12 protein-coding genes are annotated in these 11,360 nt (G+C 71.2%); 9 read left to right on the top strand and 3 right to left on the bottom strand.

What is annotated here, in order from left to right:
• Nucleotides 1-107 precede the first annotated feature (107 nt).
• Nucleotides 108-1,139 carry a LacI family DNA-binding transcriptional regulator gene (locus ACIRRY_RS12505; protein WP_403971299.1) on the top strand — a complete coding sequence of 344 codons (1,032 nt, stop codon included), beginning with the start codon at nt 108-110 and terminating at the stop codon, nt 1,137-1,139.
• Nucleotides 1,140-1,185: 46 nt separating this feature from the next.
• Here the strand turns inward: ACIRRY_RS12505 and ACIRRY_RS12510 are convergent, their stop codons facing one another.
• On the bottom strand, nt 1,186-2,526 hold the full coding sequence (locus tag ACIRRY_RS12510) for a hypothetical protein (protein ID WP_403971301.1): 1,341 nt from the start codon (nt 2,524-2,526) through the stop codon (nt 1,186-1,188).
• A 273-nt stretch (nt 2,527-2,799) separates the two neighbouring features.
• Between ACIRRY_RS12510 and ACIRRY_RS12515 the strand changes: the two genes are divergently transcribed.
• Both ACIRRY_RS12515 and ACIRRY_RS12520 read left to right on the top strand, forming a co-directional pair.
• On the top strand, nt 2,800-3,150 hold the full coding sequence (locus ACIRRY_RS12515) for a VOC family protein (RefSeq protein ID WP_200685675.1): 351 nt from the start codon (nt 2,800-2,802) through the stop codon (nt 3,148-3,150).
• Nucleotides 3,151-3,234: 84 nt separating this feature from the next.
• Nucleotides 3,235-3,636, top strand: coding sequence for a MarR family winged helix-turn-helix transcriptional regulator (locus ACIRRY_RS12520; protein ID WP_403971303.1), 402 nt, complete (start codon nt 3,235-3,237; stop codon nt 3,634-3,636).
• Between the two features lie 183 nt (nt 3,637-3,819).
• Here the strand turns inward: ACIRRY_RS12520 and pqqB are convergent, their stop codons facing one another.
• Both pqqB and ACIRRY_RS12530 read right to left on the bottom strand, forming a co-directional pair.
• Nucleotides 3,820-4,692, bottom strand: coding sequence for a pyrroloquinoline quinone biosynthesis protein PqqB (gene pqqB / locus ACIRRY_RS12525; protein WP_403971305.1), 873 nt, complete (start codon nt 4,690-4,692; stop codon nt 3,820-3,822).
• A 163-nt stretch (nt 4,693-4,855) separates the two neighbouring features.
• Complete coding sequence (locus ACIRRY_RS12530) at nt 4,856-5,704, bottom strand: LysR family transcriptional regulator (RefSeq protein ID WP_403971307.1); 849 nt, start codon at nt 5,702-5,704, stop codon at nt 4,856-4,858.
• Nucleotides 5,705-6,081: 377 nt separating this feature from the next.
• Between ACIRRY_RS12530 and ACIRRY_RS12535 the strand changes: the two genes are divergently transcribed.
• Genes ACIRRY_RS12535 through ACIRRY_RS12560 form a run of 6 tightly spaced genes read left to right on the top strand, consistent with a single transcriptional unit; the run spans nt 6,082 to nt 11,321 of the window.
• Nucleotides 6,082-6,792: an alpha/beta hydrolase gene (locus ACIRRY_RS12535; RefSeq protein ID WP_403971309.1), complete on the top strand. Its 711-nt coding sequence runs from the start codon at nt 6,082-6,084 to the stop codon at nt 6,790-6,792.
• Complete coding sequence (locus ACIRRY_RS12540) at nt 6,789-7,634, top strand: sulfurtransferase (protein WP_403971311.1); 846 nt, start codon at nt 6,789-6,791, stop codon at nt 7,632-7,634. Before ACIRRY_RS12535 ends, ACIRRY_RS12540 begins: the two co-directional genes overlap by 4 nt.
• A complete protein-coding gene (locus ACIRRY_RS12545) occupies nt 7,631-8,512 on the top strand; it encodes an ABC transporter permease (protein WP_403971313.1) in 882 nt (293 codons plus the stop codon). The genes ACIRRY_RS12540 and ACIRRY_RS12545 overlap by 4 nt, the downstream gene beginning before the upstream one ends.
• A gap of 2 nt (nt 8,513-8,514) precedes the next feature.
• Nucleotides 8,515-9,231, top strand: coding sequence for an ABC transporter ATP-binding protein (locus tag ACIRRY_RS12550; RefSeq protein ID WP_403971315.1), 717 nt, complete (start codon nt 8,515-8,517; stop codon nt 9,229-9,231).
• Entirely contained in the window at nt 9,228-10,196 is a 969-nt protein-coding gene (locus tag ACIRRY_RS12555; protein ID WP_403971317.1) for an ABC transporter substrate-binding protein, read from the top strand. The genes ACIRRY_RS12550 and ACIRRY_RS12555 overlap by 4 nt, the downstream gene beginning before the upstream one ends.
• Before the next feature lie 24 nt (nt 10,197-10,220).
• The gene (locus tag ACIRRY_RS12560) at nt 10,221-11,321 is read left to right on the top strand and encodes an LLM class flavin-dependent oxidoreductase (protein ID WP_403971319.1); all 1,101 of its coding nucleotides are present in this window, start codon (nt 10,221-10,223) and stop codon (nt 11,319-11,321) included.
• Nucleotides 11,322-11,360 lie beyond the last annotated feature (39 nt).

Here is an 11,360-nt window from a genome sequence, read left to right on the forward strand (position 1 = left end):
GACCGCTGACAAGTGTCCCCGATGTTTCTCTGCCGTGAATGCTGTGAACGCTCCCATAGAGGTCTCCCAGCGGTGCTTCAGGCTCCGGGCACGGGCGCCGTAGAGTCATGACCATGAGCAATACGGGGGGTCGGCGCAGGCCGCCGACGATCCATGACGTGGCGCGCGAGGCCGGTGTCTCACGGGGCACGGTGTCACGGGTCCTCAACGGCGGGCACTATGTGAGCCCGGCCGCGCAGGAGGCCGTCAACGCGGCCATCCGCAGGACGGGTTACGTCGTGAACCGGCACGCCCGCTCGCTGATCACCGGGCGCTCGGACTCGGTCGGTTTCCTGCTGACGGAACCGCAGGAGAAGTTCTTCGAGGACCCCAACTTCAACATCCTGCTGCGCGGCTGCACCCAGGCGCTGGCCGCGCACGACATCCCGCTGCTGCTGATGCTGGCCGGCACCGAGGACGAGCGGCGGCGCATCACGCGGTACATCACCTCCGGGCACGTCGACGGGGTGCTGCTGGTCTCCAGCCACTCCGGGAACCCGGTGGCGGAGGAGCTGAGCGAGGCGGGCGTGCCGCTGGTCGCGTGCGGCAAGCCGATCGGGCTCGGCTCCAAGATCAGCTATGTCGCCGCCGACGACCGGGACGGCGCCCGTGACATGACCCGGCACCTGCTCTCCCTCGGCCGCCACCGCATCGGCACGGTCACCGGTCCGCTGGACACCCCGGGCGGTGTCGAGCGCCTCGCCGGATACAAGGAGGTGCTCGCCGAGGCGGGCATCGCGGTGGACGACGATCTCGTCGTCTCCGGCGACTACAGCCGGCTCAGCGGCGAGCGCGGCGCCGAGCGGCTGCTGGCCCAGGTCCCGGACCTGGACGCCGTGTTCGTCGCCTCCGACCTGATGGCGCGGGGCGTGCTCACCACGTTGGAGCGGGCCGGACGACGGGTGCCGGAGGACGTGGCGGTCGGCGGCTTCGACGACTCCCCCGCCGCGCTCGCGTCCAGCCCCGAACTCACCACGATGCGGCAGCCGTTCGACCGGATCAGCGCGGAGATGGTGCGAGTGCTGCTGGCGCAGATCGGGGGCGAGGACACGGCGGCGGTGATACTGCCGACGGAGTTGGTGAAGCGCGAGTCGACGTAGGAGGGGACGCGCTCCCGGTGGAGAGCGCGCCCCTTTCCCACCGCCGTCAGGCGGACGGGTTGACGATCACCTCGGCCGTGTTGTTCGCGGTGTTCGTGTCGAAGGCGAGGGGCGTGCCGTTGTAGGCCCGGGTCGTGACGTGTCCTGTCGCGTCCGGGACGACCGTGTCGATGCGCAGTTGGAACGGGAAGCCGACGTCCAGGTCCGGCTTGGCCCAGGTCGGCAGGGTGCACGCGTAGTGGGCGATGGTCGGATCGTCGCCGGACGTCCAGGCGTTGTGGCAGGTCTTGGGCACGGACGTGACGACGGTGCCCTGCGGGGCGTAGAAGTCGATCGTGGTGATCGGGTCGCCGGCGCTGATGTCACCGGCCCAGGCCGGTCCGTGGTTGACGAAGCGGAAGCCGGAGGTGACGGTGTCGCCGGCCGCGCCGCTCGCCTCGGTGCCGTAGACGGCGAAGTCGGCGGTGTTGTCCGCGGTGATGTGCCAGGAGCGGCTGTTGTCCGAGCTGTCGAGGTCGGTGACGTCGGCGGCGGGCTCGACGTCGTAGTCGAAGCGGTCGTACAACGCGTGCTCGGTGACGGCGAGTTGGAGGGGTTCCGGCAGTTCGACGGTGGCGCCGGGGGCGATCTCGGTGTCGAAGGAACAGGTCACGGTGGTGAAGCCGGTGCCGTTGACGTCCGGTCCCGTGTAGGCGCACTGCGGGTAGCGGGTGGTGACGTCGAGGCCGTACGTCGCCCACATGTTCACGCTGAAGCCGTGCGCGGTCTCGTTGCCGGTGTTGGTGATCGAGGACGGCACGGTGAGGCTGCTGCCGGGTGCGACGCCGGCGGCATCCTGCGGGGTGCCCATGCCGAGGTCCACGCCTGAGCCGACCGTGACGGTGGTGTCGTTGCTCCGTGTGGTGACGATCGTGCCGTCGGGGGCGCCGGTGGCCTCGGCGGAGTAGGTGACCGTGCCCTGCGCGCCGAGGGCGGCGGCGGTGAGGGCCCGCACCTTCAGCCGCACCTGCGGGTTGTAGCGGTTCGGCACGTCCCCGGTGTCGCACACGGCGACGGTGCCGGCGGTGTCCGGCGCGCAGGTGGCGGGCCAGGCCACCTCGGCGACCCCCGCGAGCCCGGAGGCGTCGACGGTCAGGTGTCCGTCGGTCAGGGTGAAGGTGTCATTGCTGTGCGTCAGGCCCAGCACCAGCGGCCGGTACTGCGCGACACCATCGTCCGGAGCGACGGTCGCCGTCACGTCGTACGGTGAGTGGATCGCCAGCTCATCGGTCTGCGGTACGTCGTCGGCGACCGCCGCCCCGCTCCCGAGTCCGGCGACGACCAGCGCCCCCACGGCTCCGGCACAGGCCCCGCGACGCAGCACGCGTCCGACGGAGACAGAACTCATGAAATCCCCCAGTTGGGACAGCAGAGACCCCGGCAACTGATCGGTGCCGGGCGGGAGTTGGACGGGACGGCGGGACGGAAGGTTGTAGGTGGGGCGGGTGTGACGGGGGGTTCTTACCGTTTTCTTGATCGGCGCGGGACCGGGCAGCGCGTCAGGCCTGTCGGGCGGGTCGGGGCAGCCAGTCAGGATTCGAGAAGCCCTCACCCCCTCCCGCGCCCTAGCCTGAATTCACCGGCGAAAACCGTCGGACCGCACCGCACGGAGGAGCTCGTCATGACCGACGGACTGAACACGATCATCTACCCCGTCAAGGACCTCGACGCCGCGAAGGCCCTGTTCGGCGCCCTGCTCGGGGTCGAGCCGTACGCGGACGAGCCGTACTACGTCGGCTACAAGGCCGCCGGACAGGACGTCGGCCTCGACCCGAACGGGCACGCCAAGGGCATGACCGGACCGGTGCCGTACTGGACCGTGGACGACATCCGGACACGGCTCGCGGCGATGGTGGAGGCGGGAGCCGAGCTGGTCCAGGACGTCCAGGACGTCGGCGGCGGCAAGCTCATCGCGTTCGTGAAGGACGCGGACGGGAACTTCGTCGGGCTCACCCAGAATCCGGCCGCCTGACACCACCGCCGCACCGGCCCGGCTACTTGCACGCGCACTAGTTGCAGACTCAACGATTGGCCGGATCGGTGTTACCGTGCGGGTATGGCAGTGAAGTCGGCCGGTGCCCGGCAGCTAGAGGAACAGTGGCGGGACATCCTGTCCGTGCACGCGCGCACGATGTGCGAGATCGACCGTGTACTGCACCCGCACGGCCTGGGCGCGAGCGACTTCGAGGTGCTCGACATGCTCGCGTCCGAGGCGCCCGGGGAGGGCGACCAGTGCCGGGTGCAGAACCTGGTCGGGCGGGTCCATCTCAGCCAGAGCGCGCTCTCCCGCCTCATCGGGCGGCTGGAGAAGGACGGCCTCGTCGAACGTTCCGTGTGTGTCGAGGACCGGCGCGGGGTGTGGGTCGCGCTCACCCGGAAGGGCCGCGAGCTGCACGCGGAGGTGCTCCCGCTGCAACGGGACGTACTGGCACGGATGTTGGACGACGCACCGGCCTAGGGCCTGTCCGGCGGAGCATGTCGCAGACGCGGGGCGTGGCACGCGCATCTGCGGCGGTGTCGTCGGTTGCCAAGGCTCCGCGTTGACGCCCTCCTCCGCCTTGCAGCTGCACGCACCACGCCCCGCTCACCGGCGCCCATCAGGTACCGCCGATTTCCTGCGAGCTGCTCCGCCGGACAGGCCCTAGCCGCCCACCACGAACTCGGCCCCGTCCATGAGCACTTCGACCCCGGCCCCGTTCACCTGCGCCCGCGCCGCCGAGCCCGGGTCGAGCAGCGGGTTCGTGTGGTGGAGGTGCGTGTAGATCCGGCGCACGCCCGGGTAACGGGCGAGGGCGGTCAGGCTGCCCCGGGCGCCCGCGACCGGCAGGTGTCCCCGGGCCGACCGGTCGGTGGCCGTCTCGTCCGCCGTGAAGAAGGTGCCGCCCAGCACGGCGCAGTCCGCCTCCGTCAGCAGGTCGTCGAGGGTGTCCGTCCAGACGGTGACACCGGGGGCGTAGACGAGCACCCCGCCACTCGCCAGGTCCTCGATGCGGTACGCCGTCACCCAGCGGTCGTCCGACGGGCGGGGCGGCAGATACACCGGGGGCCGCGCGGCCATCGGGTGGGCCGTGACGACAAGACCCCCGGCCAGGACGAACCCGCCCTCGGCGAGGCTGTCGGACCACTCCCAGGGCGCGTGCCGGTCGAGGACGGTCCGGGCCGGGGTGAGCGCGGCGAGGACGGGCCGCGGGGCGTACACCTTGAGGCCCGCCGCCCCGCGGAGTGCGGCCAGGCCCGTCACATGGTGGGCCTCGGCGTCGGTGAGGAGCACGCCACGCACGGGGGTGTCGCGCGGACCGGGACCGGGCCAGAGCGCGGGAGTCGCGGCGAGCTGAGGGCCGATGTCGGGCGACGCGTTGAGCAGCCACCAGTCGCGCGCGTTGCCGGTGACGGCCACGCACTCCTGCGTGCGCGAGGGCAGTTTCCCGTCGCGGGCGGCGGCACACAGCGCGCAGGCGCAGTTCCACTGCGGGAAACCACCACCGCCCGCCGTACCGAGCAGGACGACCCTCACGACGATCGCGCCCCCTTGCGGACTCACCGAACTCACGGACCGACCGGGCTCACCGAATCCCTCAAGGGATCTTTCCTCCGAAACAGACCGGACTACCCCACCGCAGGGGGCAGTTCCGGCCGATCTCAGACCGGCCGGACGACGGCCCCCCGCCGCGCCTGTCTCAGCGCAGCAGATCCCGTACGGCCGCGAAGGCCGCGTCCACCGTCGCCGGGTCGGCGCCCGGGCGGGCGAGCGCGCTCATCGGGATCGGGGTGACGGAGGGCAAGCCGTCGTAGGGGGTCAGCCCGTCCGGAGCCGTGCCGACCGCGGCGAGCAGCGCGACGCCCTGTCCGGTGCGGGCGATGTCGAGAACGCCGGCGAGATAGCCCGCGTCGCCGACGACCGCGGCGGGCACACCGTGCGCGGCGAGGGTGGAGATGGCGCGGCGGCGGATCGCGCACGGGTCCTCGATGGCGACGAGCGGGACGGGCGCGGGCGCCGCCGGGGGCTGCCAGCCGGGCGTGGCGTGCCAGGTGAGCGGGAGGCCGCCGACCGGTGTGCCCTCGGTGGCGGCGGCCTCGGTGACGTACACCGCGACATCGACGCTGCCGCGTTCCACGGCCTCGACGAGCCGGGCCGAGCGGTCGATGCGGAAGCGGACCCGGCAGCCGGGCCGCACCTCCTGGACGGCCGCGGTCAGCCGTGGCAGAAACTGGTCGGCCGCGTGTTCGGTGGAGCCGATGGTGACGGTGTCGCCCTCGACGTCGAGCAGGGTGCGCACGGCCTCGTCGTGCACGGCGAGGATGCGCCGGGCCTGTTCGAGGAGCAGCCGCCCTTCCGGTGTGAACCGGGTGCCCCGCCCCTCTCGCTCGACGATCGGCAGACCCAGCGTCTTCTCCAGTCTGCGGACGTGCTGGCTGACCGCGGACTGACTCAGGGCGAGAGCCCGGGCCGCCCGGTGGAAGCCACCGCAGTCGGCGATCGCGGTCAGGCTGCGCAGGGCCACGATGTCGAGGACAGGTTGGGGCATGCCGGTGACGGTAGTCGTTTCCCGCACCGATCGCGATAGCTGATCGATTTCGATGCGGAATCATCGTTGGACGCGATCGGTCACGGCCGGTCATGATGGGCCCATGCTGCACACGACCGCTTTCGCTGCCTTTCTGACGCAGCGCCGAGTCATCGACTTCGGCGTGGCGTGCAGCGCGCGCTGTCGTTGACCGACCGCCGGTCTCCGGCACCCTTCCCGAGCTCCCGCTGATCACGTCCGCCCCGCGCACTGACACGTGACGGCTGCTCCGGCCTGCACTCTTCCCCTCTGTTCCTCTCTGTTCCCCACTCTTCCCCTCTCTTCCTCCCCTCTGCTCAATCCCCCTCCCCTTGCCCCTCGTTGGGAGCTGTCACCCCATGCCCTCTTCCTCCGTCCCGTCCTGGGACGAACCCGAAGGCCTCGCCGCGCGCGGCACGTTGATCGTGCTGGCCGGGCGGGGCGAACACGGCGGTGTCTACGAGCGGTTCGGTCGCCGGCTCGGCTTCGACGCCTACCGCGTCCGCGCCCTCGGCGACCCGACCGCCGACCCCGCCGTACTGGAGCAGGCCGCCAAGCTGCTCGCCGACGAGTCGCTGCCAGGACCGAAGGTGCTGGTCGGTTCCGACACGAGCGCGCTCTACGCCCTTCAGCTCGCCGCCGAGCAGACCGCGGGCGTCGACGCGCTGATCCTGGCCGGACTGCCCACCGGCACCTGGACGGCGGGCAGTTGGGAGGAGGAGGCCGCGGCACGCACCGCCTGCCCGACCCATCAGGGGCGCCTCACCAACGACTCCGAGTTCCGCCGGGGCGCGATCGCCGGCGCCCCCGAGCTGCCCGAACCGGATCTGGACCTGGTTCGTGTCCCGGTGCTGGCCCTGCACGGCCAAGCCGACACGATCAGCCCGCTCGACCGGGCGCTGAGCGTCTACGCCGGTCACCCGAACGTCCACACGGTGACCTTCGTGGACGGTCGGCACGACGTCCTCAACGACGCCCTGCACCGCACCGTCGCCGCCACGGTCGTCCTCTTCCTCGAACGGCTCCGCCTCTCCCCCGAACTGCCCGCGATAGCCGAGGAGTCGACATGAGCCGCCGCGTGACGACCACCGTCGCCGAGCTGACCGGACTCCTCGGCTCCGAGCGGCCCCCCGTGCTGCTCGACGTCCGCTGGGCCCTCGGCGATCCCTACGGCCACGACCACTACGCGGACGGCCACATCCCGGGCGCGGTCTACGTCGACCTGGACACCGAGCTGGCCGCACCGGCGAGCCCCGAGGGCGGGCGCCATCCGCTCCCCGACTTCACGGAACTACAGGAGTCCGCCCGCCGCTGGGGCATCGCCGACGGGCAAGCCGTCGTCGTCTACGACGACCTCGGCAACACGGCCGCCGCCCGCGCCTGGTGGCTGCTGCGCCATGCGGGAGTCACCGAAGTGACCCTGCTGGACGGGGCGCTGGGCGCCTGGCGCGCGGCGGGGCTGCCGCTGGAGTCCGGGATCCCCGCCGATCCGGCACCGGGCGACATCGTGCTCCGCACGGGTGCGCTGCCGATCACCGATGCCGACGGCGCCGCCGAACTCGCCTCCTCCGGGCTGCTGTTGGACGCACGTGCCGGTGAGCGCTACCGGGGCGAGGTCGAGCCGGTTGACCCACGTGCCGGGCACATTCCGGGGGCAGTGTCCGCGCCGACCGGGGAGAACCTGGCGGCGGACGAGACCTTCCTCTCCCCCGAACTGCTCCGCAAGCGGTTCGAGGAGCGGGGGGCCGGTGAGGCCGAACGCATCGGCGTGTACTGCGGGTCCGGTGTCACCGCCGCCCATCAGATCGCGGCGCTGGAGCTGGCCGGGTTCGAGGCGACGCTCTTCCCCGGTTCCTGGTCCGCCTGGTCCGCCGACCCCGCCCGCCCGGCCGCGACGGGAGACCGGCCATGACGACGAAACCCCTCAACGTGGCCGTACTGCCCGTGCAGTCGGCACCCACGGACAAGGTGCCGCCCGCCGCCCGCGTCACCATCCGGGGCAGGGCGAAGACCGCCCGCCGCTTCACCGTCCCGCGATCCGTGCGGCGCGCGGCCGGTCCCGTCGGGCTCGTCCTGCTCTGGTTCCTGACCTCCGCCACCGGGGTGCTGCCCGAGTCCGTGCTGGCCTCCCCCGTCGACGTCCTCCGGCAGGCGGTGGACCTGACGAAGAACGGTGAACTGCCCAGCGCCATCGCCGCGTCGGGCCGCCGGGCCGCCATCGGGTTCCTGATCGGCGCGAGTGTCGCGCTCGTCCTGTCGCTGCTGGCCGGGCTGTTCCGGCTCGGCGAGGACGTCATCGACTCCTCGATGGGCATGTTCCGGGCGATCCCCTGGGTGGGTCTGATCCCGCTGTTCATCGTCTGGTTCGGCATCGAGGAGACCCCGAAGATCGCCCTGGTCGCACTCGGGGTGACCTATCCGCTGTACTTCAACATCTACGGCGGCATCCGCTCCACCGACGCCCAACTCGTCGAGGCCGCCCGGATGATGGGGCTCGGCCGGTTCGGTCTGATCAAGTACGTGATCCTGCCGAGCGCGCTGCCCGGGGCACTCGTGGGCCTGCGGTACGCGCTGTCCACGGCCTGGCTGGCGCTGGTCTTCGCCGAGCAGATCAACGCGGACGCGGGGCTCGGCTATCTGATGAGCAACGCCCAGCAGTACTTCCGCACGGACGTCATCGTGCTCTGCCTCGTCGTGTACGCGCTGCTCGGGCTGGCCTGCGACTTCGCGGTACGGATCCTGTCGCGCCGGCTGCTGACCTGGCGGGCCAACTTCGAGGGTGAGGCGTAGAGATGGCCAACTCCGTTGAGATACGCGGGCTTTCGCGGGCCTTCGACGGCAACACCGTGCTGCACGCGCTCGATCTGGACATCCGGGAGGGCGAGTTCGTCGCCCTGCTCGGGCACAGCGGCTGCGGCAAGTCGACGCTGCTGCGGATCCTCGCCGGGCTCGACGACGAGATCGGCGGCGAGGTGACCGTGCCCGCGCGACGCAGCGCGGCGTTCCAATCACCGCGTCTGCTCCCCTGGTTGAAGGTGTGGCGCAATGTCGTGCTCGGGCTGCCGGGGCGACCCGATCGGGCGCTCGCGCTGAAGGCGCTGGACGAGGTCGGCATCGCGGAGCGCGCGACCGTCTGGCCCAAGACGCTGTCCGGCGGTCAGGCGCAGCGCGTCTCGCTCGCCCGCGCCCTGGTCCGTGAGCCCGAACTCCTGTTGCTGGATGAGCCGTTCGGCGCGCTGGACGCGCTGACCCGGGGCAAGGTGCAGGCGCTCGTCGCCGAGCTGTGGCGGCTGCACGGGTGCGCGATCCTCCTGGTCACCCATGACGTCGAGGAAGCGCTGCTGCTCGCCGACCGGGTGCTGGTGATGGACGAGGGCCGTATCGCCCACGAGTTGACCGTCGACCTGCCCCGCCCCCGTGATCTGACCGCCACCGAGTTCGTCACCCTGCGCGCCCGCCTCCTGAACTGGCTCGGCGTGACCCGTACCTTGGAAGGAACCCCCTCGTGATCCGCAGATTCGCCGCCGCCGCCCTGAGCCTGACCTCCCTGCTGGCGTTGAGCGCCTGCGGCGCCGACTCCTCGGCGGACACCGCGTCCGGCAAGCAGGTCACCCTCACCATCGGCGACCAGGCCAAGACACTCCAGACGATCATCGCCGCCTCGGACGCGCTCAAGGGCGCCAAGTACAAGGTGAAGTGGGCCGAGTTCCAGGGCGCGGCCCCGCTCTACCAGGCCGTGCAGGCGGATGCCGCCGACACCGGGTTCTCCGCCGACCTGCCCGCGCTCCAGGCGCTCAGCGGCGGGGTCAGGATCAAGAACATCGCCGCCCTGAAGAACGACGGCACGCACGTCGGGATCGTCGTCCGCAAGGACTCCGGCATCGACAGCGTGAAGGACCTCAAGGGCCAGAAGGTCGTGGTGTCCTCGGCGAAGGGCAGCGTCTCGGAGTATCTGCTGGCCAACGTCCTCAAGCAGAACGGGCTCAGCTACCAGGACGTCAAGGTGCAGTACCTCCTGCCGACCGACGCGCAGGCCGCGTTCGCCTCCGGGAAGGTCAAGATCTGGGCGACGTTCGGTGTCTACCAGGCCGTCGGTCTGGAGCAGGGCGGCCGTCTCCTCGTCGACGGCGGGGACGGCCGGGTCAGCGGCATCGGCTTCGTCAACGCCTCCGAGAAGGCCCTCGCGAACGCCGGGAAGAAGACCGCCCTCAGCGACTTCCTCCAGCGCCTGAGCACGGCCCTGAAGTGGACCAGCACCCACCAGGACGCGTACGCGAAGGCCATCGAGCAGCGCAACGGCGCCGACGCCTCGGTGGCGAAGACCCTCGCGTCGGCCGCCTACAGCCAGGTGCTGCCGGTCACCTCGGACGTCGACACGAGCGTGCAGCAGGTGGCCGACCTCATGAACAGCATCGGGGTCCTCGACCCGAACGTGGACGTGGCCAGGACCACGGACACCTCTCTGCTCAAGTGACCCTCACGTCCTAGGAGTTCGCTCATGCCTGTCGAGTTCATCAGCGCCGTCCACACCGACGCCGGGGCCCCGGGCCCCGCCGCCGCGAGCCGGATCGGCTTCGACGTCGACCACCTCCGCAAGTACGCCCGCACGCTCGACGACGGCGGCTTCGACCACACCCTGGTCGCCTATCACTCGGCCTCGCCCGACGCCTTCCAGGTCGCCCAGTTCGTCGCCACCCACACCGAGCGGATCCGCCCGATCCTGGCGCACCGGCCGGGTGTCATCTTCCCGACGCACGCGGCCCGCGCCCTGGCCACGCTGGACCGGATAAGCAACGGCCGGCTGACCCTGCACATCATCTCCGGCGGCAGCGACGAGGAGCAGCGCCGGGAGGGCGACTACCTCAACAAGGCCGAGCGGTACGAGCGTTCGGACGAGTACATCCAGATCCTGCGCAAGGTGTGGCAGGCCGAGGGGCCCGTCTCGCACGAGGGCAGGCACTTCCGGTTCGAGGGCTACCACTCGGACGTGAAACCGGTGAACGGACTGGTCCCGATCTCGGTCGGCGGCTCCTCCCAGGACGCCTACCGGGTGGGCGGACAGCAGGGCGACATCTTCGGATTGTGGGGCGAGCCGCTCAAGGAGACGGCCGAGCAGATCGCCGCCGTCAACGCGGTCGCGGACGCCGCCGGTCGCCCCCATCCCCGTATCTGGGTGTCGTTCCGCCCGATCATCGCGCCCACCGAGGAGCTGGCCTGGGAGAAGGCGCACCGCACCCTCGGTGTCCTCAAGGACCAGGCGAAGGAGGCCGAGTCGCTGCGCCACTACCGCACCACCGGCCGCCCGGCGAACGTCGGTTCGCAACGTCTGCTCGACATCGCCGAGCGCGGCGAGGTCCAGGACCGCTGCCTGTGGACCGCGCCCGCCGTCGCCACCAACGCGGCGGGAGCCTCAACTGCCCTGGTGGGTACGCCCGAGACGGTCGCGCAGGCGCTGCTCGACTACGTCGACATCGGCTGCGACCTGCTGTCGATCCGCGGCTACGACCCGCTGAACGACGCGATCGACTACGCCCGGCACGTGCTGCCGCTGGTCCGCCAGGAACTCGCCCACCGGGCGAGCACCGCCCAGGCCGCCTGAACCACCTCCCCCCTTCCTGATTGCGAACTCCCCTATGGA

It is taken from the genome of Streptomyces sp. NPDC101776 (genome assembly GCF_044766845.1).
GTDB lineage: Bacteria > Actinomycetota > Actinomycetes > Streptomycetales > Streptomycetaceae > Streptomyces.

What these genes read in the sequence shown, in the direction of transcription:
- ACIRRY_RS12505 (WP_403971299.1), top strand. Translation starts at nt 108, where the DNA reads ATGACCATGAGCAATACGGGGGGTCGGCGCAGGCCGCCGACGATCCAT.
- ACIRRY_RS12510 (WP_403971301.1), bottom strand. Translation starts at nt 2,526, where the DNA reads ATGAGTTCTGTCTCCGTCGGACGCGTGCTGCGTCGCGGGGCCTGTGCC.
- ACIRRY_RS12515 (WP_200685675.1), top strand. Translation starts at nt 2,800, where the DNA reads ATGACCGACGGACTGAACACGATCATCTACCCCGTCAAGGACCTCGAC.
- ACIRRY_RS12520 (WP_403971303.1), top strand. Translation starts at nt 3,235, where the DNA reads ATGGCAGTGAAGTCGGCCGGTGCCCGGCAGCTAGAGGAACAGTGGCGG.
- ACIRRY_RS12530 (WP_403971307.1), bottom strand. Translation starts at nt 5,704, where the DNA reads ATGCCCCAACCTGTCCTCGACATCGTGGCCCTGCGCAGCCTGACCGCG.
- ACIRRY_RS12535 (WP_403971309.1), top strand. Translation starts at nt 6,082, where the DNA reads ATGCCCTCTTCCTCCGTCCCGTCCTGGGACGAACCCGAAGGCCTCGCC.
- ACIRRY_RS12540 (WP_403971311.1), top strand. Translation starts at nt 6,789, where the DNA reads ATGAGCCGCCGCGTGACGACCACCGTCGCCGAGCTGACCGGACTCCTC.
- ACIRRY_RS12545 (WP_403971313.1), top strand. Translation starts at nt 7,631, where the DNA reads ATGACGACGAAACCCCTCAACGTGGCCGTACTGCCCGTGCAGTCGGCA.
- ACIRRY_RS12550 (WP_403971315.1), top strand. Translation starts at nt 8,515, where the DNA reads ATGGCCAACTCCGTTGAGATACGCGGGCTTTCGCGGGCCTTCGACGGC.
- ACIRRY_RS12560 (WP_403971319.1), top strand. Translation starts at nt 10,221, where the DNA reads ATGCCTGTCGAGTTCATCAGCGCCGTCCACACCGACGCCGGGGCCCCG.